Origin of the sequence: Leifsonia aquatica H1aii (genome assembly GCF_000633535.1) — a bacterium.
GTDB classification, from domain to species: domain Bacteria; phylum Actinomycetota; class Actinomycetes; order Actinomycetales; family Microbacteriaceae; genus Leifsonia; species Leifsonia aquatica_A.
The window spans coordinates 58607-82744 of sequence record NZ_AYMR01000004.1; the positions used below are offsets into that span (position 1 = coordinate 58607).

The window sequence follows — 24138 nt, forward strand, 5'->3', positions numbered from 1 at the left end:
GGCGGCATGCCCGACCGCCGGACCTCCATCGCCCCGTCCGCGGCGCAGACCGAGCTGGCCCGGTCCCTCGCAGAGCTGCGAGCCTCCCTCGGGCTCCCCGAGAGGTTCGGCCCCGAGGCCGAGGCGGAGGCGGAACGCGAGGCCGCCGGAGTCGTGCTCCCGGCGACGGACCTGACCGGTCTCCCGTTCCTGACGATCGACCCCGCCGGCTCGACCGACCTCGATCAGGCGCTGCACATCGAGCGCGACGGCGGCGGCCACCGGATCCGGTACGCCATCGCCGACGTGCCGGCCCTGGTGCCGCCCGGCGGAGCCGTCGATGAAGAGGCGCGCCGGCGCGGGCAGACGCTCTACGCGCCGGACGGCCGCGTGCCACTGCATCCGTCCGCCATCGGGGAGCACGCGGGTTCGCTGCTGCCGGACGCCGTACGCGGTGCGTTCGTCTGGGACGTCAGTCTGGACGCGGACGGCCGGGAGACCGCCGTCACCGTCGCCCGTGCCCGTATCCGCTCGAGACGCCAATGGTCGTACGCCGAGGCCCAGGAGGCCCTCGACACGGGCACGGCTCCCGAGGAGCTGGCGCTGCTTGCGGAGGTCGGCCCGGCGCGGATCGCACAGGAGCGCGCCCGCGGCGGCGCGAGCCTGAACCGCGCCGACGAGGAGATCGTCTTCCGCGACGGCGCCTACGCCATCGAGCGCCGCGCCACGCTCCCCGTGGAGGACTGGAACGCGCAGCTCTCGTTGCTCACCGGCATGGCAGCGGCGCGCATCATGCTCGACGCCCGCATCGGCATCCTGCGCACGATGCCTGCGCCCGGGACGGAGGCGGTGGCGTCGTTCCGCGCGCAGACGGTCGCGCTCGGCCTGCCGTGGCCGGCCGGGATCGCGTACGGCGAGTACCTGCGCACCCTCGACCATCGCGAGCCGCGCGCGGCCGCGATCCTGCAAGCCGCCGCCGGGCTCTTCCGCGGCGCCGGCTACGTCGCGATGGACGGCACGGCCCCCGCCGATCCCGACCAGTCCGCGATCGCGGCGCCGTACACGCATGCGACGGCGCCGTTGCGTCGACTCGTCGACCGGTGGGTGCTGGTGGTGTGCGAGGCGCTCTGCGCCGGTCGGCCGGTGCCCGCGTGGGCACGCGAATCACTCGGCGCGTTGCCGTCGATCATGGGAGCGTCGACCCGGCTGGCCTCGGCGCTCGACGCCGGTGCGCTGGATCGCGTGGAGGCGGCGCTGCTCGCCTCCCGGATCGGCGCCGTGTTCGACGCGACGGTGCTCGCCGTGCGCAATGGCACCGTCACCGTCCAGGTCGCGGATCCGGTCGTGACCGCGTCGCTGCCCCGGCCCGACGGCGTGCGTCCGGGCGACCGGGTGCGGGTGCACCTCGTGTCGGCGGACATCCCGACCGGCACGGTCCGCTTCGACGCCGTCGGAACAGTGGGAGATCCGGCGCGCGGACGGCGCGATCAGGCGGACTGACAGCGCGCACCGACCTCCGGTGGGCTCCCGCCGCCGCGCGCCGCTAGTGGGCGCCGACGGTGACCACGGGCTCGCCGGACGGTCCGCCCTCCTCGCCCATCTCGGCGGCGATGCGGTTCGCCTCCTGGATCAGGGTCTGCACGATCTCGGCCTCCGGCACGGTCTTGATGACCTCGCCCTTGACGAAGATCTGACCCTTGCCGTTGCCGCTCGCCACACCGAGGTCGGCCTCCCGCGCCTCGCCGGGGCCGTTCACGACGCAGCCCATCACGGCGACGCGGAGCGGGACGCTCATGCCCTCGAGCCCGCTGGTGACGTCGTTGGCGAGCGTGTAGACGTCCACCTGGGCGCGTCCGCAGCTGGGGCACGAGACGATCTCGAGCTTGCGCTCGCGCAGATTGAGCGACTGCAGGATCTGCAGCCCGACCTTGACCTCCTGGGCCGGCGGGGCGGAGAGCGAGACCCGGATGGTGTCGCCGATGCCCTCGGACAGCAGGATGCCGAACGCGGTCGCCGACTTGATGGTTCCCTGGAACTCCGGACCCGCCTCGGTCACGCCGAGGTGCAGGGGCCAGTCGCCGCGCTCGGCGAGCTGCCGGTACGCCTTGACCATCACGATGGGGTCGTTGTGCTTGACCGAGATCTTGAAGTCGTGGAAGTCGTGCTCCTCGAAGAGGCTGGCCTCCCATACGGCGCTCTCGACGAGCGCCTCCGCGGTGGGCTTGCCGTACTTCTGGAGCAGGCTCGGCTCGAGGGAGCCCGCGTTGACCCCGATGCGGAGCGACACGCCCGCCGCCTTGGCGTACGCGGCGATCTTGCCGACCTGGTCGTCGAACTTGCGGATGTTGCCCGGGTTGACGCGCACGGCCGCGCAGCCGGCGTCGATCGCGGCGTAGACGTAGTTCGGCTGGAAGTGGATGTCGGCGATCACCGGGATCTGGCTCTTCTTGGCGATGATCGGCAGCGCCTCCGCGTCGTCCCTGCTCGGGACGGCGACGCGGACGATGTCGCAGCCGGAGGCCGTGAGTTCGGCGATCTGCTGCAGGGTCGCGTTGATGTTCGTCGTCGGCGTCGTGGTCATCGACTGGACGCTGACGGGGGCGTCGCCTCCGACGAGGACCTTGCCGACGCGGATCTGGCGGGACTTCCGGCGGGGTGCGAGGGTCTCGGGGACCTTGGGCATCCCCAGATTGATTGCTGCCACCCGACAATCCTACGCGGGCCGGTGGGAACCGGCTGGGCGTTGCCGGGGAGTGACCTCGCCGCGCGCGTCGCGCCCAGCGGATCTGCGGGCGAGACGTGAGGCCGGGTGCTAGCCGAACAGGTTGACGGGCTTGACGATGTCCGCGTATGCGAGCAGCAGGCTCATCGCGCCGAACACGATCACGACCGCGAAGGTGAGCGGCATGAGCTTGGCGATGTCGACCGGACCCGGATCGCGGCGACGGAAGATCTTCGCGAAGGTGCGCCGGATCCCCTCCCACAGCGCGCCCGCGATGTGACCGCCGTCGAGCGGGAGTAGCGGCACCAGGTTGAACACGAAGAGCGCGATGTTCAGCGAGGCGAGCATCCCGATCATCGTGTACGCCTTGTCGATGACCGGCACGCCGTCGAGCGCCGTGAGCTCGCCCGCCGCGCGGCCGATCCCGACGACGCCGATCGGGCCGTTCGCGTCGCGCTGCCCGGAGCCGAACGCCGCGTTCCAGACGTCTACCATGCGCTGCGGGAGGTGGATGAAGACGTTGAACACGGCGCCGACCTGGGTGCCGACGGCCGGAAGCACCGAGGAGATCGGCTGCGGGACCAGCTCCTGCACCGAGCCGATGCCGGCGAACCCGGCGGCGAACGTGGAGACGCTGCCGTCCGCGGTCTTCACGACCTGACCGTTCTCATCGGTCTTCGCGACCTGGTTCGTCGTGGGCGTGAGGGTGACCGTGCGCTCGACGCCGCCGCGGCGGAGCACGACCGAGAGCGAGCGGCCGGCCGACTCCCGGATGATCGTGGTGGACTGCGCCCAGCTGGTGATCGGCGTCCCGTCGATGCTCACGATGGTGTCGCCGGGCTTCATCCCTGCGACGGCGGCGGGGCCCTGCGGGGCGGTGGCCGAGCAGGTCTGGCTGGTGGTCGTGGCCGGGAGCACGCACTGGCTGACGGAGCCGATCGTCGTGGAGTTCTGAGGGGTGCCGAACCCCATCAGCAGCACGCCGAAGAGAACGACGGCGATCAGCAGGTTCATGAACGGGCCACCGAACATGATGATGATGCGCTTCCAGACCGCCAGCTTGTAGAAGGTGCGCTCCTCCTCGCCGACGGCGACGGTCTCGGCGCTCGCGGTGCGTGCGTCCTGCGCCATCGACTGCATGAAACCGGTGGTGGCGTTGCGTCCGGCACCGCCCTCCTTGTTCGGCGGGAACATGCCGATCATGGAGATGTAGCCGCCGAGCGGGAGCGCTTTGACGCCGTATTGGGTCTCGCCCCGGCGGAACGAGAACAGCGTCTTGCCGAAACCGATCATGTACTGCGTGACCTTGACGCCGAACAGCTTCGCGGGCACCAAGTGCCCGATCTCGTGGAGCGCGATCGAGACGGCGAGGCCGATCAGGATGATGACGACGCCGAGGATGAACAGGAGCACGGATTCCACGGACTCAGGGTACTGTCGCTCAGCTTGGAGTGAGCCGCTAGCCGGCTATGTGCGCAGTCCGCCGCTCGGGCACCCGCTCAGGCACCGCCGAGCTGAGACGGTGCGCTCATCTGCGTGATCGGCCCGGGCCAGGCGGATGCCGCTGCGAGCACGCCCACGGTGATCGTCGTCCCGTCGGGCACCAGGGTGGAGCCGGAGGAGGCCTCCACCAGGATGTATGCCGAGGTCGCGCCGTTCATCGTGAGCGTGTCGAGCCGGTTCGGATCGGCATGGCCCGGCACGTCGTCGATCGAGGAGCCGACCGCGACACCCGTAGCGCTCGCGATGTGCACCTGCCCGATCGTGGCGGCCTTCGTCGAGATCCTCCAGACGGGCGAGACGAGCACGTCGTTGACCACGGACTCCGAGTAGTGCTCTTCGAAGATCGTGAGCGCCCCGAATTCGTGCGCCGTCGAGGCGACCGTATGGTTGGTGGCCGGGTACTCGGTCGTGCCGGTCTGCGGCCCGAGCCCCGCCTCCATCGCCCCCAAGACGTCGGCGATCGGTCCGGCGTAGCCGAACTCACGTTCCCCGCCGGCGGTGTCGACGACGCGGACCGCGTCTGCGCCGATGACGATGGCGGTCGTCGTCGGCTCGGGTGTCGCGGTCGGAGTGCTCGTCGTCGTGGCAGACGGCGACACAGACGGCGACGCAGCCCCGGCACACCCGGCCAATCCGAGAACGACGGCGATCGCGCCCACGAGTACAACCAACTTCTTCACGAATCCCCCGAAACCGGCCCGATCGGCCCTCCTGAAAAGGCTATCAGGTCGCGCGCCGTCGGCCCGCGTTCAGGCTCCGATCAGCACGTCCGCCGTCGCCCGCGCCCATCGCTCCGCCTCGGCGAGGGATGCACGCGTGAGCTCGCTCGCGGGCGCGTGCGCATCCACCACCCGCTCGACGGTCTCGAGGATGTCCAGGTACCCGATGGCTCCGGCGTGGAAGGCCGCCACGGCCTGTTCGTTGGCGGCATTGAACACCGCCGGGTAGGTCGATCCCGCGGTCCCGACGCGCTTGGCCAGAGCGACGGCGGGGAACGCGTCGTGGTCGAGCGGCTCGAAGGTCCAGCTGTGCGACGTCGTCCAATCCAATGGAGCACCCACACCGGGGACGCGGTCCGGCCAGCCGAGCCCGAGCGAGATCGGCAGGCGCATGTCCGGAGGCGACGCCTGGGCGATGGTCGAGCCGTCGACGAACTCCACCATCGAGTGGATGACCGACTGCGGGTGCACGGTGACGTCGATGCGGTCGTACGGCACGTCGAACAGCAGGTGCGCCTCGATCACTTCGAGGCCCTTGTTCACGAGCGTCGACGAGTTCGTGGTCACGACGAGTCCCATGTCCCAGGTCGGGTGGGCGAGCGCCTGTGCCGGGGTGACATCGCGCAGGGAGTCACGGCTGCGGCCCCGGAACGGGCCGCCGGAGGCGGTCAGCACGAGCCGGCGCACCTCGGCCGGCGCTCCCGAGCGCAGCGCCTGCGCGATGGCGGAGTGCTCGGAGTCGACCGGGACGATCTGACCGGGCGCGGCGGCGCGCTTCACCAGCTCGCCGCCGACGATCAGCGACTCCTTGTTGGCCAGCGCCAGGATCGCTCCGGTCTCCAGCGCGGCCAGGGTGGGACCGAGCCCGACCGAGCCGGTGATGCCGTTGAGCACGACGTCCGCCTCGACCGAGCGGACCAGCCGCTCGGAGTCGTCGGCGCCCAGCGCCGTGTCGTGGACGCGGAAGCGCTCGGCCTGGGCCGCGAGCCCCTCCGCATCGCGGCCGGCGCTGAGGCCGACCACCGTGAAGAGGGCGGGGTTCGCCGCGATGACGTCCAGCGCCTGTGTGCCGATGGATCCGGTGGACCCCAGCAGGACGACGCGCCGCGGCTGCCCCGTCATCAGCGGGCGGTCTTCAGGATGTCGATGACGAACACGATCGTGTCCGTGCCCTTGATCGCCCCGCTGCCCGCGTCGCCGTAGCCGTCCGCGGGCGGGATGACGGCGAGAACCTGCGAACCGACCGTCTGGCCCTCGAGTGCCTTCTTGAAGCCGGCCACGACTCCGGTGGTGGGGAACGAGGTCGGCGCGCCACGACTCCAGGTCGAGTCGAACATCTCGCCGTCGCGCCAAAGGACGCCCTTGTACTGCACGGTCACGGTGTCGCCCGGCTGGACCGTCTCGCCGGCGCCCTGCTTCAGGACCTCGACCTCCGTCTGCGTCGGCGGGTCGGACTTCGGGATGGTGATCGAGGGCTCGCCGGTCTTCGACAGCTTCACGGTCGGGAAACCGGCCTTGGGCGCGACCGGCGTGCCGTCGGCGCGCGTCACGGCCAGGTCGATGAGATCGGCGACGAAGACCACCGTGTCGTCCGCCTTCAGGTTCAGCTGGCTGAGGTCCGCGTTGCCGAACGCCTCCTTGGCGGTGCCGGTGAGCACGACGCGCGAGCCCACCTTCAGGCACTCGACGGCCCTGACGAGACCCGGCACGTACTGCTTGTCGTCGACGGTCATCATCTGGGCGGCCTGCCCGTCGAAGCCGGTGGCCGCGGTGAGCTCCTTGCCCGTCGCCCCGTTGTACGTGGCGAGAGCGATGTCGACGCTCGACCCGGCCTTCGCCTCCGCGCCCGTGCCGGCGATGACCACGCTGCGCTCGAGGTCGGTGGCCTTCAGCGGCGTCGCGAAGGTCACCGTGGGCGCCGCGCGGAAGTCGCCCTCCACCTTCACCGCCTTCGAGGCGTCGCCGGCCTTCAGGTTCTGGCACGAGGCCGAGGCCGTCGTGCTCGTGGCGGACGGCTCCGGGGAGGATGAGCTGCAAGCGGCCAGTCCGGCGACCACAAGGGCGGCGGTGACGAGGGAGAGAGATCTGCGCACGATCGAACAGTCTGCCGTATCCGCCTAGGCCTCCGCTGACAGTCGGCTCCGTGGACCGGCGGCGCGGTGAGTCGGCGCCCGGTCGCCGCCTACGATGGAACCCATGACTCGCGAATTCTCCGTTCCCCAGTCCCGCCATGTCGCCACCGCCCTCCCCGGGCCGCGCTCGGTGGAGCTGCAGCGTCGCCGGGAGGCCACCGTGAGCCGCGGCGCGGGGACCCTCGCGAACATCTACATGGAGTCGGGCTCCGGGGCGATCCTGGTGGACGTGGACGGCAACCGGCTCATCGACCTCGGTTGCGGCATCGGGGTGACCACCATCGGCCACGCCCACCCCGAGGTCGCTGCGGCCGCCGCCGAGCAGGCCGGCAAGCTCACCCACACGCTCTTCACCGTCACGCCGTACGAGAACTACGTCCGGGTGGCGGAGAAGCTCGCCGAGATCACCCCCGGCGACTTCGAGAAGCGCAGCATCCTGGTCAACTCCGGCGCCGAGGCCGTCGAGAACGCGGTGAAGATCGCCCGCAAGTTCACCGGTCGGCGCGCGATCGCCGCCCTCGACCACGCGTTCCACGGCCGCACCAACCTGACGATGGCGATGACCTACCGCCCCTGGCCGGAGCGCGCCGGGATGGGCCCGTTCCCGGGTGAGATCTACAGCGTCCCGATCAGCTACCCGTTCCGCGACCCCGAGGGGATGACCGGCGAGGAGTCGGCGGAGCGCACGATCGACTACATCCGCACCCACATCGGGGCGACCGAGCTCGCCGCCCTCTTCGTCGAGCCCATCCAGGGCGATGGCGGCATCATCATCCCGGCGCCGGGCTACTTCCAGCGCCTGTCCGAGTTCTGCACGGAGAACGGCATCGTCTTCGTCGCCGACGAGATCCAGGCCGGGATCGGCCGCACCGGGACGTGGTACTCGATCGAGCATCACGGCGTCGTCCCCGACCTGGTGACGAGCGCGAAGGGAATCGCGGGCGGCTTCCCGCTCGCGGCGGTCACCGGCCGGGCAGAGATCATGGACGCGGTCCAGCCCGGCGGCATCGGCGGCACGTTCGGCGGCAACCCGGTCTCGACCGCGGCGGCGCTCGCGGTCTTCGACGCCTTCGAGAAGGAGGACCTCCTCGCCGAGGCGCGTCGCGTGGAGACGGCGCTCTGGGCCCGCATCGGCGACTGGGCGGAACGCTTCCCGGTCGTCGGCGAGGTGCGCGGCAAGGGCGCGATGTTCGGCATCGAGCTGGTCGTCCCCGGCACGAAGACGCCGAACCCGGATGCGCTGAAGGCCGTGCTCGCCCACGCGACCGCGAACGGGGTCATCCCGCTCGATGCCGGGAGCTGGGAAAGCGTGCTGCGCCTGCTGCCGTCCGTGGTCATCAGCGAGGAGCTGATCGACGACGCGGCGAGCGTGCTCGAAGAAGCGCTGGCGAAGCTCGGCTGAGCGGCCCGTGCTGACCAGGCGCTGGCGCGCGCTCGCGGCGACCGTCCTCACGGCGGTCGCCCTCGCGCTCGTCCCCGCCACGGGTGGTCTGGGCGCGGAACGTGCCGCGTTCGACCCGGGCGACATCATCAGCGACGACAGCTTCTTCAACCCGGACGCGATGACGGCGAGCGGCATCCAATCGTTCCTGGAGGCGCGCAGTTGCACGCCCGAGGGCGGGGTCCCGTGCCTGGCCGACTACCGCGTCGACGTGCCGCGCATCCCGGCGTCGGCCGAGCGCTGCTCCGCCCTCGCCCCGGCGAAGCGGCAACGCGCCAGCAGCGTGATCGCGCGGATCGCGGAGGCGTGCACGATCAGCCCGCGCGTCCTCCTGGTGCTGCTGCAGAAGGAGCAGTCGCTCCTGACCGCGCCGAGCCCGGCCGGCTATCAGAAGGCCACCGGGTACGCCTGCCCCGACACCGCCGAGTGCGACAAGCGCTACTTCGGCTTCGTGAACCAGGTGTACCGGGCCGCCTGGCAGTTCCGCGAGTACACGGTGCATCCGGGTGACTGGCGCTACCGGATCGGAAAGAACGACATCCAGTTCCATCCGGACGCGTCCTGCGGCTCCAGCGCGGTCCGGATCGTGAACCAGGCGACGGCGAACCTGTACAACTACACCCCGTATCAGCCCAACGACGAGACCTTGGCGGCGCCGAGCGGGCCGGCGGGCGACTGCTCGACGTACGGCAATCTCAACTTCTCGCGGCTGTACACCACCTGGTTCGGCGACCCGCTGGCCGACCGCTACGCGGGCTTCGTGCTGCCCTGTCTGAGCTACGCGGGCGGCTTCGGCTGCGAACCGACGCCGGGTCTGCGCGGCTGAGCGTCAGCGCAGGATGCCGCGCTCGCGGGCCGTCGCGACGGCGGCCGTCCGCGAGGTGACGCCCAGCTTGGTGAAGATGTGGGCGAGGTGCGACTTCACCGTCGTCTCGCTCACGAACAGCTCCGCGGCCACGTCGGTGTTGGAGCGGCCGGCGGCGACGAGTCGCAGCACCTCCGTCTCACGCGCGCTCAGGCTGGCCTGGGGTGCGCGCATCCGGTCGAGCAGTCGGGAGGCGATCACAGGGGCGAGCGCGCTCTCCCCGGCCGCCGCCGCGCGCACGGCCGCGACCAGCTCGTGCGGCGGGGCGTCCTTCAGCAGGTAGCCGCTCGCGCCCGCCTCCACCGCGCCGAGGATGTCGGCGTCGGAGTCGTAGTTGGTGAGCACCAGCACGTAGGGCGCGGCGTCGAGCGCGCGGATGCGGCGGGTGGCGTCGGCCCCGCCACCGGTCTCCCCCGCTCCGAACTGCAGGTCCATCAGCACCACGTCCGGGTTCTCCCGTTCGGCGGCGGCGACGGCCTCCCCGGGTGTCGCGGCCTCGGCGACCACCGAGAGATCGGGCTCGGAGGCGAACAGGGCGACCAGGCCGGCCCGGACGATCGGGTGGTCGTCCGCGATCACCAGGCGGATCACGAGGCCTCCCCCGCCGAGAGCAGGACCGTGAGGGCCGTCCCGCGACCCGGAGCCGATTCGACGGTGAGCGCGCCGCCGAGCTGCTGGACACGCTCGCGCACCGCCTGCAGCCCGAACGAGTCGGACGTGGCCGAGGACGCGGCGCCGACGGTGGGATCGAAACCGTCGCCCTCGTCGGCGACCGTGAACCGCACCCCCTCGTCCCCCAGCACCAGCTCGATGACCGCGCGGTCGGTGTGCGCGTGCTGCACGACGTTGGCGATCGCTCCCTGGGCGATGCGCAGCAGAGCGGTCTGCACGTGCATCGGGAGCGGCACCGCGTCGGCCACACGCACCTCGACGTCGAGGCCCTGGGCGGCCCACTGGCTTCGCGCCAGTCGACGCAGCGCACCGCCCAGCCCCTGATCGTCGAGATCCGGCGGGGCGAGCTCACGGATGAAGCGGCGGGTGTCGGCGAGTCCGGTCGCGGCCGTCTCGCGGGCGAGCCGGATGTGCGCGATGCCGGGCCCCTCCGGGTCGGCGCGCTCCGCGGCGTGGAGCAGGAGCTGGATGCTGGAGAGGCCCTGGGCCACGGTGTCGTGGATCTCGCGCGCCAGCCGGGCGCGTTCGGCGAGGACACCCGATTCGTGCTCGGTCGCCGCCAGCTGGTCGCGGGTGTCGAGCAGTTCGCGCATCAGCGCCTCCCGCTCCGCCGCCTCCCGTGCCAGCGCCTGGTAGCCGAGGCCGATGAGCAGGGCGACGCCCGCGCCGACGAGCGGTCCGACCACGCCCCCGACCGTCCAGCCGCCGTGCAGACCGAGCGCACAGATCGCTGCGGCGGTCGCGAGCAGGATCGCGACGGTCCCCCAGCGGCCGCCGAGCAGGTGCAGGAACAGGAAGAAGAGCGGGAACACCAGGTAGGCGGCCTCGGTGCTCAGCCACAGCAGCACGGCCCACTCCACGGTGAGCACGGCGAGCCAGACCAGTCCGTAGGCCCGGCGACCCTCCTCCGGGCGGCGGGCGACCAACGCACCGAGGGCATAGGTCGCCACCAGCAGCAGCGCGACGAGCAGGATGGCCGGGCTGGCGGGCGACGGCGCGACGATCGCGCGGACGACGACGAGCGCCGCCAGCACGAGGAAGAGCACGTGCAGGCCGGTGCGCAGGCCCACGAAGACCGGGGTGAGCGCGGTGTGGGCCATCCCTGGACTCTACGCGGGGCGCCGGCCGGAAGCATCGTCCGAAAGGTGGAGCGCACGCTCGCACCATCGGGCGCCGGACGCCGTCCACCCGGCCGATGCCGTGCGGCCGCCGTTTCGGGAGGCTGGAAGCACCATCCCGACCACCCCATCGAAAGGCCTCCCATGTTCGTCGCGCTGCGCGACCTGCGCTTCGCCCGCGGCCGCTTCCTGCTCATCGGCTCCGTCGTCGCCCTCATCACCGTGCTCGTCGGCTTCCTCAGCGGGCTCACCGGTGGCCTGGCGACGCAGAACATCTCCGCCGTGCTGGCGCTTCCCGGCGACCGGCTGGTGTTCTCCGCGCCGCAGACCGGCGACGCCGGCGCCACGTTCGCGGACTCCGCCATCACCGCCGCCCAAGCCGACGAGTGGGCGCAGCGGTCCGGCGTCACCGCGGTCGAGCCGGTGGGGATCACCCAGTCGCGCGCCGAGGCGGACGGAACCCGCACGGCGGTCGCCCTGTTAGGACTGCCCTCCGGCGACGGGGACGGCGCGCCTCCCCGCGACGGCAGCGTCTCGCTCTCCACCGGCGCGGCCTCCGCCCTCGGCGTGTCGGCGGGCGACCCGATCACGATCGGCACGCGCAGCTACACCGTGGACTCCGTGACCGGGGACGGCTGGTACAGCCACACGCCCGTCATCCGGATGACCCTCCCGGATTGGCGGGCCAACGCCGCAACCACGGGCAACCCGGACGCCTACGCCACCGTGCTCGCCGTCACCGGGGACCCCGATTGGGCCGCCGCCGACCAGGCGAACGGCACGGTGTCCGAGACGGTGATCGGCTCGCTCACCGCCCTGAGCTCGTTCCGGTCCGAGATCGGGTCTCTGCTGCTGATGATCGTGCTGCTGTTCGGGATCTCCGGGCTCGTGGTCGGCGCGTTCTTCACCGTGTGGACCATGCAGCGCAAGGGCGATGTCGCAGTACTGAAGGCGCTCGGTGCGAGCACCCCCACCCTCGTCCGCGACGCGCTCGGCCAGGCGCTCATCGTCCTCCTCGTCGGCATCGGCGTCGGGCTCGCGGTCGTGGTCGGCGTCGGCGCTCTCGCCGGCGGCGCGCTGCCGTTCCTCCTCAGCCCGCTCACGACCCTCCTCCCCGGGGCGATCCTCGTCGTCCTCGGGCTCGCCGGCGCCGCGTTCGCGCTCCGCTCGGTCACCTCCGCCGACCCTCTCACCGCACTCGGGAGCAACCGATGATCCGCCTGGACGACGTCACCCTCACCTTCCCCGACGGCGACACCCGCGTCACCGCCGTCGACCACGTCAGCCTCACCGCCCACCCGGGCACCGTCACCGCGGTGACCGGCCCGAGCGGCTCGGGCAAGTCGAGCCTCCTCGCCGTCGCCGCCACCCTCATCCGCCCGGACTCCGGGACGGTGATCATCGGCGAGACGGAGGCGAGCCGCCTGGGTGCCGCGGAGGCGGCCGAGCTGCGCCGCACGAGCGTCGGGATCGTCTTCCAGCAGTCCAATCTGCTGCCCGCGCTCACCGCGAGCGAGCAGCTGCGTGTGATGGCCGAGCTCGGCGGCCGTCGGACCGCCGGCGCCCGGCAGCGAGCCGCGCGCCGGGCCGACGAACTGCTCGACGCGGTCGGCCTCGCGGCCCAGCGGGACAAGCGTCCGCACCAGCTCTCCGGCGGTCAACGTCAGCGCGTCAACATCGCCCGCGCCCTGATGAACGACCCCTCCGCCCTCCTCGTCGACGAGCCCACCAGCGCGCTCGACCAGGAGCGCGGCGGCGAGATCATCGACCTCATCCTGCGCCTCAGCGCCGAACGCTCCGCCGCGACGCTCCTCGTCACGCACGACGTCGTCCACCTCCCGCGCATGCACCGGGTGGTGCGGCTCGTCGACGGCAGGCTCGAGGGCGCGCGCGCCGTGGCGGCACCGGAGGACTGAACCCAGTCACGGGCCCGTTGCCGGTCCGCCGCCTCGCATGCACGTTGTGGAATATGGGGCGGACTACCCTCGAATGGTGACGATCCACGAACCCGACGACGGGCCGGCCCCGGTGCAGCGGCCCGGCCTCACCTACTATCTCGGGCGCTGGATCATGGTCCCGATCGCCAAGATCGTCTACCGCCCGCGCGTGATCGGCCGCAAGAACGTGCCCCGCCACGGCAAGGTGATCTACGCCAGCAACCACCAGTCGTTCATCGACTCCATCCTCATCCCGCTGATGTCGCCGCGCCGCGTGCAGTTCCTCGCCAAGTCGCACTACTTCGAGGGGACCGGCCTCAGGGGCCGCATCTCCCGCTCGTTCTTCACCGCGATCGGCGCCGTGGGTGTGCGTCGCGGCGCCGGCCAGGCGGCCCAGGAGGCGCTCGAGCAGTCCCGGCGCATCATCGACACCGGCGCCGCGTTCGCCCTGTACCCGGAGGGCACACGCTCGCTGGACGGCCGTCTGTACAAGGGCCGGACGGGCGTGGGCTGGCTGGCGCTCACCACGGGCGCGAAGGTGGTGCCCGTCGGCTTGATCGGCACCGACGAGATGCAACCGGTCGGCGCGAAGTTCCCGCGGGTGCGCAAGGTGACGGTCGCGTTCGGCGAGCCGCTCGATCTCGCCCATTACGGTCCGCCCGAGTCGGGCCGGGCCCGCCGCCAGGCGACCGACGAGATCATGGCCGCCATCCATGCCTTGACCGGGCAGGAGCTCGCCGGCTCCTACAACGAGGCTCCCCCGGCCAACCCCGTGGAGCGCGTCAAGCGCGCGCTCCACCCCGAGCGCCTCTAGCGGCCGTCGTCCTGCCCCGGTTTCGGCGGGGCGGAACGCGGCGGCAGAAGGCGGTCCTCGTCACCGATCCTCACGGTCACAGGCACGCGCGAGGAGACACCGTCCGGCACGCGGATCTCGTAGGTCGTGAACCCCAGATCGGCGGTGCACACGCCGAACCAGCCGCCGGACTGCGCGATCTCGACCACGAGCCGGTCGTGCGCTTCGACGGTGACCGCCCTCGGCTCGACCGGGCAGGTGGACGACCCGCCGAGGGTCACGGCCAGACGGCTCCCGTCCTGCACCCAGCGGGCGTCGGGCCCGAGGTCCGGCGCGGGGAGGTCGACGCCGTTCCCGTCCGACGGGAGGACGGTTGCCTCCGGACGCGGGAGCCCGCCGGGATACGATCGCTCGACCAGCGGGGTGCAACCGCACGCGATCAGGGCGACGGCCGCCCCTGCCGCGGCGAGGACGAGGCGACGGGCTGTCATGCCCCGAACCCTACCGGCTTCCCCGGAACGCCGCAGCCGCTCGTCGCGGTGTGGTCCGTCAGGCCAGCGTGAGGATCTCGGGCTCGTGCCCCACCGGGAAGTTGACGCTGGCCGCGATGAAGCACTTCTCCGACGCCGGGCCGTGCAACGCTGCGGCCAGCTCCCGCTGCGCGGGATCGGCGAGGGTGACCCGGGGGTGCAGCGTCGCCGAGGTGAAGTGCCCTCCCCCGTTCGCGGTCTGCTCCATCGTGCCGGTCGCCGCGTCGGTGTAGCCGACCACGACGACGCCGGCCCGCGCCGCCTCGGCCAGATAGCTCAGCATGTGGCACTGCGCGAGCGCGCCGAGCAGCAGCTCCTCCGGGTTCCAGCGGTCGCGGTCGCCGAAGAAGGCGCGATCGGCCGACCCCTCGAGCGGGTGCTTGCCCTCCGCGGTCAGCACGTGGTCTCGGCCGTAGTCCTTGTATCCGGTCGTCCCGGTCCCGCGGTTGCCGGTCCACTGCAGGTCGATCGCGTAGTGGTGCTCGAGTCTCATGCCTCGATTCTGGCACCGCGGTTAGAATCGATCCATCATGACTGACACCCTCAACGCGCCCGTGTACACCGTTCCGCAGGAACGCCGCATCGTCACCGCCGTCCCCGGACCGGCCTCGCAGGAGCTGCACGCCCGCCGCCTCGCCGTCGTCCCGACGGGTGTCTCCTCCGCGCTGCCGGTGTACATCGCCCGCGCCAACGGAGCGATCCTGGTCGACGTCGACGGCAACCAGTTCGTCGACTTCGGCGCCGGGATCGGCGTCACCACAGTGGGCCACACCGAGACCGCCGTCGTCTCCGCCGCCGCCGAGCAGCTGCAGGACGTCATCCACACGCTCTTCACCATCACCCCGTACGAGGAGTACGTGCGCGTCGCCGAGCTCCTCGCCGTGCACACCCCGGGCGACCACGCGAAGAAGACCGTCCTGGTCAACTCCGGCGCCGAGGCGGTGGAGAACGGCGTGAAGATCGCCCGCAAGCACACCGGCCGTCGCGCCGTCGCCGTGCTCGACCACGCCTACCACGGCCGCACGAACCTCACGATGGCGATGAACTACAAGGCCGCGCCGTACGCCACCGGCTTCGGCCCGTTCGCCGGCGACGTTTACCACGCCCCCAACTCGTACCCGTACCACGACGGGCTGACCGGCCCGGAGGCCGCCGCGCGCACCATCGCGTACCTCGAGAAGGTCGTCGGCGCGTCCGACCTCGCCTGCCTCGTCGCCGAGCCGATCCAGGGCGAGGGCGGTTTCATGGTCCCCGCAGAGGGCTACCTCCCGGCGCTGCAGGAGTGGTGCACGGCCAACGGCGTCGTGTTCATCGCGGACGAGATCCAGAGCGGGATGGCCCGGACCGGCGCGTACTTCGCCAGCGAGCACTTCGGGCTGGTCCCCGACCTGGTGCTGAGCGCCAAGGGCATCGCCGGCGGACTCCCGCTCGCCGCCGTCACCGGCCGGGCCGAGATCATGGACTCCGCCCAGCCCGGCGGCCTCGGCGGCACCTTCGGCGGCAACCCGGTCGCCGCGGCCGCCGCCGTCGCCGTCTTCGCCGAGATCGAGAAGAACGACCTCCTCGCCGAGGGCCGCCGCATCGAGGCGTCGCTCACCGCGGGACTGCGCGGCCTGCAGGAGAAGTACGACATCATCGGCGAGGTGCGCGGCATCGGTGCGATGATCGCGATCGAGCTCGTCCAGCCGGGCACGGCGCAGACCACGAAGGTCCCGAACGCGGAGGCCGTCTCGAAGATCGTCGCCTACGCCGCGCAGCAGGGTGTACTCCTGCTCAACGCCGGTACCTACGGCAACGTGCTGCGATTCCTCCCGAGCCTCGCCGTGTCCGACGCGCTGATCGCCGACGCGATCTCGGTGATCGACGACGCGTTCGCCTCGCTGTGAGCCCGGCCGTGGACGCCGCCGTGTTCTCGGGCGCCGAGGCCGTCGAGCTGGCCGTCGTCGAGCGCAGCGGGTTCGTCGAGTCCCGCCACGTCGGCTCGGCCGTCGTGCTCGGTCCGGACGGCGCGATCTCCCGGAGCCTCGGGGCGCCGGAGAAGCCGATCTTCCCGCGCTCGACGATGAAGCCGTTCCAGGCGGTGGCGGTGCTGGGCGCCGGCGTCGCGCTGGAGGGTGCGCGCGCCGTGCTCGCGACCGCCAGCCACGGCGGAACGCCGGCGCACCTGTCGGTCGTGCGGACCATCCTGGCGCAGGCGCAGCTCACCGAGGACGCCCTGCTCTGCCCGCCCGACTGGCCGCTCGACTCGGCGGCACGGGATGACGCGATCCGCGCCGGCGAGCACAAGCAGCCCCTCTTCATGAATTGCTCGGGCAAGCACGCGGCGATGCTCGTCGCGTGCCGGGTGAACGGCTGGCCGCTCGAGAGCTACCTGGATCCGCAGCATCCGCTGCAGCACCACATCCGCGACACGGTCGAGCGCCTGACCGGCGAGAAGGTGGTCGCGACCGGGATCGACGGCTGCGGCGCGCCGGTGCACGCCATGTCGCTCATCGCCCTCGCCCGCGGGATCCAGCGCATCGCCACCGCCTCCGACGGCTCGCCGTTCGCGCTCTACCGGAACGCCGCACTCCTGAAGAACGCGGTGCTCGCCGACGGCTGGGCCATCGACGGGCCGGGCCGGGCGAACACCGTGGTGATCGATGAGCTCGGCGTCTTCGCGAAGGGCGGCGCCGAAGGGGTCATGGTCATGGCCGCACCCGACGGCACGACCGTCACCCTCAAGATGCTCGACGGCAGCCTGCGGGCGGCCACGGTCGTCGCGCTGTCCCTGCTCGCCGATGCCGGAGCGATCGACCGTGCCGCGGCCGACGCGCTGGCCCCGAAGCTCGACCTGGCCGTCCTCGGCCGAGGCGAGCCTGTCGGCGAGATCCGCGCCGCCTACGTCTGAGCGTCCGCGCGCCTGGCAGCGCACGGGCTCGTCGGCGGTACGTCGACGGACCCGTGCGGCCTCCGCGAGCCTGATGCGTTCTCCCGCGTCGCTGCGCCTGCCGCCCCGCGTGCGGCCGGGCGTCGCGTTTCTGACGACCCGCCCGGTCACGGGCCGACACACCCTGCAGTGCAGGCATGACGGACGATATCCGCGCCGACACTCGGATCGGAATGCGGAATCAGCGGACTCGCAGCGAAACGACTATCGAAATCCTCCGTCGACCCGGCTAAGGTGAGATCGAACCACCACGTCGATGTGAGAGGAACCCCATGAAGGTCGCGATCCCCCGCGAGATCAAGAACAACGAGTTCCGGGTGGCGATCACCCCGGCCGGAGTGCACGACCTGGTCGGCGCCGGTCACGAGGTCTTCGTCGAGGCCGGTGCGGGCGTGGGATCCTCCATCCCGGACGATCTCTATGCGAGCGCGGGAGCCACCATCGTCCCCGACGCAGCGGGCACCTGGGCCGCCGGCGACCTGATCCTCAAGGTCAAGGAGCCGATCGCCAGCGAGTACGGCTATTTCCGCGACGGGCTGGTCCTGTTCACCTATCTGCACCTCGCGGCCGACGAGGCGCTCACCCGCGCGCTCATCGCCTCGAGTGTCACCGCCATCGCCTATGAGACCGTGCAGCTGCCGAACCGGTCCCTCCCCCTGCTCGCTCCGATGAGCGAGGTCGCCGGACGACTCGCACCGATCGTCGGCGCCAACACCATGCTCAAGCCCAACGGCGGCCCCGGGCTCCTCATCCCCGGCGTCCCCGGCACGCACCCCGCGGTCGTCACGGTGCTCGGCGGCGGTGTCGCCGGCACCAACGCGACCTCGGTCGCGGTCGGTCTCGGCGCCGAGGTCACCGTGCTCGACACGAACATCGCCCGCCTCCGCGAGCTCGACGCGCTCTACGCCGGCCGGATCAAGACCATCGCCTCGAACAGCTTCGAGATCGAGAAGGCGGTCATCGCCTCCGACCTGGTCATCGGCTCGGTGCTCGTCCCCGGTGCGAAGGCGCCGAAGCTCGTCAGCAACGACCTGGTGTCGCGGATGAAGGCGGGCAGCGTGCTCGTCGACATCGCCGTGGATCAGGGAGGCTGCTTCGCCGACTCGCACCCGACGACGCACGCGGACCCGACGTTCACGGTCCACCAGTCGCTCTTCTACTGCGTCGCGAACATGCCGGGCGCGGTGCCGCACACCTCGACGTACGCCCTCACGAACGCCACCCTGCCGTATGCGCGAGCGATCGCGAACCGCGGCTGGCAGGAGGCGCTGCGGGCGGATGCCTCCCTCGGACTCGGCCTCAACGTGCACGGCGGCACGGTCGTCAACGCCGGAGTCGCCGAGGCCCACGGCCTGCAGGCCGCGGAGATCGCCGACGCGCTCGTGTGACCCGGCGGCCGGGCCCATCGATGTGACCGCCTGACCGGTCACGGCGCGCGCTGACCCGCACGCCACGAAGGGAGGCGATCTGCGCAGCAACCCGCGCGGATCGCCTCCCTTTCCCGTCGTCCGGTCGGATCAGCGACCGTGGTCCGCCGTCGACGCGCGCGGCCGGGTCGGCGGGCGGCTCAGCTGACGTCGAACCACTGGTCGCCGATCTCGACGCGCGTGCCGCGGGTGACGCGGTAGCGGCGACCCGCCTCGCACTGCCGAGCCGTGTCGCCGAGCGGACGGGCGATGGTGCCGTTGCCGGAGTAGCGGTCGCAGATCCAGAGATCGTCGCCCTCGAGGCCGAACTCGAGGTGCGTCTTCGAGACGCTGCGGGCCGGGTCGGAGACGACGACGAGCTGGTCGACCCGCTCCCCGGGCTGCGTGATCGGGCGACGTCCCACGAGTCCCGACCCGCTCACCGTCACGCTCTCTCCGGTCGAGAAGCTCAGCGTGTAGGCGGGGGCGGCGCTCGGCGCGGGCGGAGCGGTCTCGATGGGGACGATCTGCACGGCCTCGGTGGGGGGAAGACCGTCCTCGTCCAGGAAGACGCCCGCGACCGCCGGCTTCGGCAGACGCTCGACGATCGTCGTGTCCGAGGGACGAGGGTCGGCGACCTCGGGTTCGCGGACGCGCGACGCGGTCACCGAGCTCCCGCATCGCCCGCAGAACAGGGTCCCGTCGCTCAGCTCGGCCCCGCACACCCGACAGTTCATCGCCCGTCTCTCCTCTCGCGCCTTCCTCCACGGTATCCGAGGGAACGCAGTGACACGGCCGCGAGCAGTCTCTTCCAGCGCGTGTCGCGCCGATCGAGCTGTGCGCGGAGGTCGTCCACCGCTTTCCAGACCGAATCCGCCTCGGCCGGCGTGGGGGCGGTCGGGCTGTAGACGGCGCGGTCGGCGACCTTGGCGAGCGCGGCGGCGCGTGCCCCGCCGATCGTCTGCGCGAACTCCGCCCTGGTCGCGGCGGGCGGAGGTTCGTACCCGTGATCGACGGCGGCGTCGGCGAACTCGCGCCAACCGCCCACGATCCGCTCCGCCGAGGTCGGCGCGGCCCGTCGCAGTGCACGGCGACGCCATTTGGCCGCGATCACGGCGCAGAACGGGGCCGCGACGACCGCGATCACCAGCAACGTCCACCCGATCACGACCAGAACGGCGAGGAGGGTCCCCACCAGGGGATTGGGCGGTTGCTGATCGGTGCTGTCCACCTGCGCCTGCGGCGGCTCGTCGTTCTGCTGCGGGTTCTCGTCGACCGGAGGCTGCACGTTGGTCTGCGGACGGGATATCTCGGTCGGCTGCTCGGGCTGCTTCGGCGGGACGGGCCGTACCGGCGGGTTCGGGTCGACGGTCACCCAGCCGCCGGAGGTCTGCACCTCGATCCAGGCCGAGACGTCGGCGCCGGTCAACGTCACCGGGCCGCCGGCCGCGGCCGTGCCCGCCGGCGCCACGAAACCGAACACGACGCGGGCGGGGAATCCGAGCTGTCGGGCCATCAGAGCGGCCGTGACCGCGTACTGCTCCTGGTCGCCGAGCATGGGCACGTCGGTCAGCAGCTCGGTGAGCCGGTCGGCGCCGTGCCCCGACCGGCTCGCGGGCTCGTCCGGACCGATCCCGTGGCTGATGTACCCGTCCTGGGCGAGCCCACGCAGCACGGCCGCGAGTTTGGCTCCCGCGCCGGTCACGCCCGCCGAGTACTTCTGCACCGTCGAGGCGAGCTCGTCGGGCACCACGGTCGGCTTCGGGACGGTGTCGGTGCCCGGCTCGACCGTCCTGAGCTGGTCGGCCGTCAGCGTCGGCTTCGTCACCGAGTCGGTGGTGTAGCGGTCGCCGGAACGCAGGGCGGTCGTGACCGCGCCGGTGCCGGTGACGTCGTTGTAGAAGAACGCGCCCGCGAGCGTCGAGGCGTCCGCCCCGTAGAAGGCGATCTGCTGCAGCTGCCCGGTCCCGGGCAGCCAGGGACCGCGGTAGTCGTGGATCGTGACGCTCACGCTCTCCTCGGTGCCGCGCACGCCGGACTGGTCGAGCCGGTAGGGCACGCGGGCGAACGATCCGGAGGCGCTGGTCGCCCCGTCGCTGCCGACCGAGTAAGTGACGCCGTCGTACGTGTCGAGTGTCGCGATCCGCAGCCGTCCGCCCGACGGCAGGCCGGACACGGTGAGCATCGGCTCGCCGGCGCGGGGATCCTCCAGATACGCCCGGAACCCGCTGAGCGGGCTCGGGTACGCGCGCGGGTCGAAGGGCTGCTCGACCGCCGTCCGCACCACCTGGCGGTCGCCCGCGGGCGGGACGACGGTCGCGGCCGCGATGCCGACCGCTGAGGCCCCGACCAGCATGACGACGGCTCCCACACCGGTGAGGAGCGCGGTCGAGCGGCGCTCCCGCGCGGACTCCACCGCCAGACCGCTCTGCTCGCCCAGCGCCCGCAACGCCGCCGTCCGCCGGCGGAGGCGGAAGCGGATGAGCCAGACGAGCAGCAGCGCGAGCAGCCCGAGCACCAGCCAGAGCGGTACGGCGACCGTCCCCGAGCCGAACGCGATCCCGGCGACCAGGAGCAGCGCAGGCGGGAGGGTCGCGGCCTCCGGGACCCGGGCCCGCAGCGCCACGGATACCGTGATGACGGTGGCGAGCAGGATGAGGATGAACGCCGGAACCAGGAGCGCCTGGTACGAACCGACGGGCACCGAGATCGTGACGAGCTGCTTCCAGCTGAGCCAGGTCCCCTGGACCAGGTCGATGAAGCCGGGCCCGGTGGGCAGCAGGCCGCCGGCGGCCGACTCCGTCGGGACGGCCAGCGGGACGCCCGCCCCCAGGTAGACGACCAGGACGCCGAGGGCGACGACGATGCTGGGCCAGCGGAAGACCGCGCCCACCACCGCGACAGCCGCCCCGAGCACCAGGGTCGACGCCAGAAGGACGACGAACGCTGCCGACTGGTACACCGGCCAGAACGACCAGGCCGCGAGACCGACGGCCGCGATCGCGAGAAGGGTGTCGAGCACGGCCGTCGCCGGACGCAGGCGCGCCCTCATGTCGCGAGCCGTTTCGCCAGACTGTGCTTGAGGTCCTCCAGATAGCCGATGGTGAGCACGCTCAGGTCGGCGACTCGGCGCAGAGACGGCACCGCGCCCGCGTCGCAGACGATGGCGACCACGTCGACGCCCAGCGGGAAGTGCGCGGCAGCGGCCCGCAGCTGGCCCGCAGTCGGGCTGGAACCGGCGATCAGGAATGCGATCGACGTTCCGGCGGCGTCGTCGACCGCCACCCGCGCCAGCTCCGGCAGTCGCAATGCCGAGACGGAGGTCTCCACCCCGGCCAGATCGTCGAGCAGCCGGCCCCGGTTGACCGTGCTGAGCCGCCGGGCGTTGAGCACCATCCGTTTCGCGAAGTCGGGCGTCGCCGCGCTGGCGACGATCGAGACCGTACGCGAATCGAGCATGGCCCGCACGCCGAGCGAACCGGTCGCGCTGACGGCGAGCTCGAACTCCTCGTCCGAGGCGTAGTCCGACGCGGACAGGCTGAGCGCGACGAGCAGATGGCTGCGTCGCGTCTCCTCGAACTGACGCACCATGTAGCTGCCGGTCTTCGCCGTGCTCTTCCAGTGGATGTAGCGGCGCTCGTCCCCGGGCTGGTACTCGCGGAGAGCGTGGAAGGCGATGTCGCTGGCCGTCAGATCGCGCGTCGGCGCACCTTCCAGGTCCCGGACGAACCCCGTGCTCATGCTCGGGATGGCGACGGTCTGCGGGTGCACGAACAGGTCGAGGGACTCGGCCCAGACGACCTCTCGACGCAACAGGCCCAGCGGATCCGCACGGACGGTCCGCACGGGTCCGATCGCGACGACGCCGCGGCGGGCCGTCGGGACGACGAAGACGTCGGCGTGCTCCTCGCCGGCGGCGAGGGCCGGCGACGCGAACTCGGCGAGGCCGTCGCCGACCGGGACTTCGATCCGCACCCCGGGCAACCGGCGTCGGCCGGGGTTGCGCACGGCGACCTCCCCCGGCGCCCGGTCGCCGACGACGACCCGGTTGGACGGCAACGAGAGCCCGACGTCGAACGCGATCCGACCGGCGAGGTACCCCGTGGCGATCACCAGGAGGGCCAGAGCGGTCCAGCCGGCGACGACCGCCTCGGTCCACCCGAGGACGTACCCGCCGACCAGGGCCAGGACCACCACGGCGGCGAGCGACCAGCCGAGGGGCGTGACCACCGTGCCGACACGGCGGGCGACCCGGGCGACGGCGGAGCCGACCATCGACGCGGTGCGCACGATCCAGACGATGGCGTCGGCCAGCACCCCTTCGCGCTCGCCGACGATGCGCGCGCGCGCGTTGGTGAGCTCGGCGGGGGTTCGTGTGACGGTGCTGGTCACACGGCGGCCCGATCGCTCGGCGGCGGCACCTCGATGAGCAGCTGGCCGATCACGCTCGAGGCCGACACGCCCTCGAACTCGGCCTCGGGGTCGAGCACCAGACGGTGCGCGAGCACGGGTTCGGCCAGCGCCTTCACGTCATCCGGCGTGACGTAGTAGCGGCCGCCGGATGCCGCGAGCGTCTTCGCCGTCCGCACCAGCGCGAGGGCGCCGCGCACGCTCACGCCGAGACGGACCTCCTCGGCGCTCCGGGTGGCGTCCACCAGGCGCGCCACATAGTCGTTGATGGTCGCGTCCACGTGCACGCCGCGCGCCATCGTCGCCATCTCCACGACCGTCGCCGCAGACACCACCTCCGGCACGACCACCTCGTGGGCGCGGTGCTCGGCTCCCTCGAGGATCCGCAGGGTCGCCTCGTGGTCGGGGTAGCCGATCGACGCCTTCATCAGGAACCGGTCGAGCTGCGCCTCGGGCAGCCGGTACGTGCCCGCCTGCTCGATCGGGTTCTGGGTCGCGATCACCATGAACGGCGCGGAGACGGTGTGGCGCACGCCGTCCACCGTGACCTGCTGCTCCTCCATCACCTCCAGCAGCGCGGACTGCGTCTTCGGGCTGGCCCGGTTGATCTCGTCGGCCAGGACGATGTTCGCGAAGATCGGCCCCCGGTGGAACTCGAACGCGCCCGAGCGCTGGTCGTAGATGTTCACGCCCGTGATGTCTCCGGGGAGCAGATCGGGGGTGAACTGGATCCGGTTCGTCGAACCGCGCACGCTCTCCGCGATCGCGCGGGCGAGCGAGGTCTTGCCCGTCCCCGGGACGTCCTCGAGCAGCAGGTGGCCCTCGCTGAGCATCGCCGTGAGCGCCAGCCGGATCACATGGGACTTGCCCAGCAGGACGCGGTCGATGTTCTGCACCAGCCGGTCGAACACGCCTGCGAACCAGGTGGCCTGCTCGGGGGTCATCGTCATGCGCGGGCCTCTCTCGGTGAGGGACGGGGAGC

General features: G+C 71.9%; 22 protein-coding genes. 9 read left to right on the forward strand and 13 right to left on the reverse strand.

The window, feature by feature from the left end:
- The first annotated feature begins 6 nt into the window (after positions 1-6).
- Positions 7-1479 (forward strand): RNB domain-containing ribonuclease, encoded by a 1473-nt coding sequence (locus U870_RS0102700; RefSeq protein ID WP_025155882.1) that lies wholly within the window; start codon positions 7-9, stop codon positions 1477-1479.
- Between the two features lie 43 nt (positions 1480-1522).
- On the opposite strand, the gene ispG is transcribed toward U870_RS0102700, so the two are convergent.
- The 5 genes from ispG to U870_RS0102725 form a co-directional block, all read right to left on the reverse strand.
- Positions 1523-2662 carry a flavodoxin-dependent (E)-4-hydroxy-3-methylbut-2-enyl-diphosphate synthase gene (gene ispG / locus U870_RS0102705; RefSeq protein ID WP_025155883.1) on the reverse strand — a complete coding sequence of 380 codons (1140 nt, stop codon included), beginning with the start codon at positions 2660-2662 and terminating at the stop codon, positions 1523-1525.
- A gap of 129 nt (positions 2663-2791) precedes the next feature.
- Positions 2792-4123, reverse strand: coding sequence for a M50 family metallopeptidase (locus U870_RS0102710; RefSeq protein WP_025155884.1), 1332 nt, complete (start codon positions 4121-4123; stop codon positions 2792-2794).
- 77 nt (positions 4124-4200) lie between these two features.
- A complete protein-coding gene (locus U870_RS0102715) occupies positions 4201-4803 on the reverse strand; it encodes a hypothetical protein (protein WP_025155885.1) in 603 nt (200 codons plus the stop codon).
- Between the two features lie 150 nt (positions 4804-4953).
- On the reverse strand, positions 4954-6045 hold the full coding sequence (locus U870_RS0102720) for a 1-deoxy-D-xylulose-5-phosphate reductoisomerase (RefSeq protein WP_025155886.1): 1092 nt from the start codon (positions 6043-6045) through the stop codon (positions 4954-4956).
- Positions 6045-7016 carry an FKBP-type peptidyl-prolyl cis-trans isomerase gene (locus U870_RS0102725; protein WP_025155887.1) on the reverse strand — a complete coding sequence of 324 codons (972 nt, stop codon included), beginning with the start codon at positions 7014-7016 and terminating at the stop codon, positions 6045-6047. Before U870_RS0102725 ends, U870_RS0102720 begins: the two co-directional genes overlap by 1 nt.
- Before the next feature lie 94 nt (positions 7017-7110).
- Here U870_RS0102725 and U870_RS0102730 point away from each other — a divergent pair, with 94 nt between their 5' ends.
- Positions 7111-8457 carry an aminotransferase class III-fold pyridoxal phosphate-dependent enzyme gene (locus tag U870_RS0102730; RefSeq protein WP_025155888.1) on the forward strand — a complete coding sequence of 449 codons (1347 nt, stop codon included), beginning with the start codon at positions 7111-7113 and terminating at the stop codon, positions 8455-8457.
- Positions 8458-8464: 7 nt separating this feature from the next.
- Complete coding sequence (locus U870_RS0102735; RefSeq protein ID WP_025155889.1) at positions 8465-9322, forward strand: hypothetical protein; 858 nt, start codon at positions 8465-8467, stop codon at positions 9320-9322.
- A gap of 3 nt (positions 9323-9325) precedes the next feature.
- On the opposite strand, the gene U870_RS0102740 is transcribed toward U870_RS0102735, so the two are convergent.
- Both U870_RS0102740 and U870_RS0102745 read right to left on the reverse strand, forming a co-directional pair.
- Positions 9326-9952 carry a response regulator transcription factor gene (locus U870_RS0102740; protein ID WP_025155890.1) on the reverse strand — a complete coding sequence of 209 codons (627 nt, stop codon included), beginning with the start codon at positions 9950-9952 and terminating at the stop codon, positions 9326-9328.
- On the reverse strand, positions 9949-11133 hold the full coding sequence (locus U870_RS0102745; protein WP_025155891.1) for a sensor histidine kinase: 1185 nt from the start codon (positions 11131-11133) through the stop codon (positions 9949-9951). The genes U870_RS0102740 and U870_RS0102745 overlap by 4 nt, the downstream gene beginning before the upstream one ends.
- 162 nt (positions 11134-11295) lie before the next feature.
- Here U870_RS0102745 and U870_RS0102750 point away from each other — a divergent pair, with 162 nt between their 5' ends.
- From U870_RS0102750 to U870_RS0102760, 3 genes are all read left to right on the forward strand, one after another.
- Positions 11296-12366, forward strand: a complete 1071-nt coding sequence (locus U870_RS0102750; RefSeq protein ID WP_025155892.1) for an FtsX-like permease family protein — start codon at positions 11296-11298, stop codon at positions 12364-12366.
- A complete protein-coding gene (locus tag U870_RS0102755; RefSeq protein WP_025155893.1) occupies positions 12363-13067 on the forward strand; it encodes an ABC transporter ATP-binding protein in 705 nt (234 codons plus the stop codon). The genes U870_RS0102750 and U870_RS0102755 overlap by 4 nt, the downstream gene beginning before the upstream one ends.
- A gap of 73 nt (positions 13068-13140) precedes the next feature.
- Positions 13141-13902, forward strand: a complete 762-nt coding sequence (locus tag U870_RS0102760; protein WP_205288711.1) for a lysophospholipid acyltransferase family protein — start codon at positions 13141-13143, stop codon at positions 13900-13902.
- On the opposite strand, the gene U870_RS0102765 is transcribed toward U870_RS0102760, so the two are convergent.
- Together U870_RS0102765 and U870_RS0102770 are read right to left on the reverse strand one after the other, a co-directional pair.
- Positions 13899-14372 carry a hypothetical protein gene (locus U870_RS0102765; protein WP_025155895.1) on the reverse strand — a complete coding sequence of 158 codons (474 nt, stop codon included), beginning with the start codon at positions 14370-14372 and terminating at the stop codon, positions 13899-13901. The genes U870_RS0102760 and U870_RS0102765 overlap by 4 nt on opposite strands.
- A 58-nt stretch (positions 14373-14430) precedes the next feature.
- Positions 14431-14904 (reverse strand): OsmC family protein, encoded by a 474-nt coding sequence (locus tag U870_RS0102770; RefSeq protein ID WP_025155896.1) that lies wholly within the window; start codon positions 14902-14904, stop codon positions 14431-14433.
- 37 nt (positions 14905-14941) lie between these two features.
- Here U870_RS0102770 and gabT point away from each other — a divergent pair, with 37 nt between their 5' ends.
- The 3 genes from gabT to ald all read left to right on the forward strand — a co-directional run bounded on the left by gabT (position 14942) and on the right by ald (position 18728).
- Positions 14942-16297 (forward strand): 4-aminobutyrate--2-oxoglutarate transaminase, encoded by a 1356-nt coding sequence (gene gabT / locus U870_RS0102775; protein ID WP_025155897.1) that lies wholly within the window; start codon positions 14942-14944, stop codon positions 16295-16297.
- Positions 16294-17301, forward strand: a complete 1008-nt coding sequence (locus U870_RS0102780) for an asparaginase (protein WP_025155898.1) — start codon at positions 16294-16296, stop codon at positions 17299-17301. The genes gabT and U870_RS0102780 overlap by 4 nt, the downstream gene beginning before the upstream one ends.
- Before the next feature lie 311 nt (positions 17302-17612).
- Positions 17613-18728: an alanine dehydrogenase gene (gene ald, locus U870_RS0102785; protein WP_025155899.1), complete on the forward strand. Its 1116-nt coding sequence runs from the start codon at positions 17613-17615 to the stop codon at positions 18726-18728.
- A gap of 179 nt (positions 18729-18907) precedes the next feature.
- On the opposite strand, the gene U870_RS0102790 is transcribed toward ald, so the two are convergent.
- From U870_RS0102790 to U870_RS0102805, 4 genes are read right to left on the reverse strand one after another with little or no spacing between them, the layout of a single operon-like run.
- Positions 18908-19483: a zinc ribbon domain-containing protein gene (locus U870_RS0102790; protein ID WP_029947101.1), complete on the reverse strand. Its 576-nt coding sequence runs from the start codon at positions 19481-19483 to the stop codon at positions 18908-18910.
- Positions 19480-21798 (reverse strand): transglutaminase-like domain-containing protein, encoded by a 2319-nt coding sequence (locus tag U870_RS0102795; protein WP_025155901.1) that lies wholly within the window; start codon positions 21796-21798, stop codon positions 19480-19482. The genes U870_RS0102790 and U870_RS0102795 overlap by 4 nt, the downstream gene beginning before the upstream one ends.
- Positions 21795-23138, reverse strand: a complete 1344-nt coding sequence (locus tag U870_RS0102800; RefSeq protein WP_025155902.1) for a DUF58 domain-containing protein — start codon at positions 23136-23138, stop codon at positions 21795-21797. Before U870_RS0102800 ends, U870_RS0102795 begins: the two co-directional genes overlap by 4 nt.
- Positions 23135-24106, reverse strand: coding sequence for an AAA family ATPase (locus U870_RS0102805; protein WP_025155903.1), 972 nt, complete (start codon positions 24104-24106; stop codon positions 23135-23137). Before U870_RS0102805 ends, U870_RS0102800 begins: the two co-directional genes overlap by 4 nt.
- Positions 24107-24138 lie beyond the last annotated feature (32 nt).

Coding starts and splice junctions, on each gene's coding strand:
- U870_RS0102700 (WP_025155882.1), top strand. CDS start 7: ATGCCCGACCGCCGGACCTCCATCGCCCCGTCCGCGGCGCAGACCGAG.
- ispG (WP_025155883.1), bottom strand. CDS start 2,662: ATGCCCAAGGTCCCCGAGACCCTCGCACCCCGCCGGAAGTCCCGCCAG.
- U870_RS0102720 (WP_025155886.1), bottom strand. CDS start 6,045: ATGACGGGGCAGCCGCGGCGCGTCGTCCTGCTGGGGTCCACCGGATCC.
- U870_RS0102730 (WP_025155888.1), top strand. CDS start 7,111: ATGGAACCCATGACTCGCGAATTCTCCGTTCCCCAGTCCCGCCATGTC.
- U870_RS0102745 (WP_025155891.1), bottom strand. CDS start 11,133: ATGGCCCACACCGCGCTCACCCCGGTCTTCGTGGGCCTGCGCACCGGC.
- U870_RS0102750 (WP_025155892.1), top strand. CDS start 11,296: ATGTTCGTCGCGCTGCGCGACCTGCGCTTCGCCCGCGGCCGCTTCCTG.
- U870_RS0102755 (WP_025155893.1), top strand. CDS start 12,363: ATGATCCGCCTGGACGACGTCACCCTCACCTTCCCCGACGGCGACACC.
- U870_RS0102760 (WP_205288711.1), top strand. CDS start 13,141: ATGGTGACGATCCACGAACCCGACGACGGGCCGGCCCCGGTGCAGCGG.
- U870_RS0102765 (WP_025155895.1), bottom strand. CDS start 14,372: ATGACAGCCCGTCGCCTCGTCCTCGCCGCGGCAGGGGCGGCCGTCGCC.
- U870_RS0102770 (WP_025155896.1), bottom strand. CDS start 14,904: ATGAGACTCGAGCACCACTACGCGATCGACCTGCAGTGGACCGGCAAC.
- gabT (WP_025155897.1), top strand. CDS start 14,942: ATGACTGACACCCTCAACGCGCCCGTGTACACCGTTCCGCAGGAACGC.
- ald (WP_025155899.1), top strand. CDS start 17,613: ATGAAGGTCGCGATCCCCCGCGAGATCAAGAACAACGAGTTCCGGGTG.
- U870_RS0102790 (WP_029947101.1), bottom strand. CDS start 19,483: ATGAACTGTCGGGTGTGCGGGGCCGAGCTGAGCGACGGGACCCTGTTC.
- U870_RS0102795 (WP_025155901.1), bottom strand. CDS start 21,798: ATGAGGGCGCGCCTGCGTCCGGCGACGGCCGTGCTCGACACCCTTCTC.
- U870_RS0102805 (WP_025155903.1), bottom strand. CDS start 24,106: ATGACGATGACCCCCGAGCAGGCCACCTGGTTCGCAGGCGTGTTCGAC.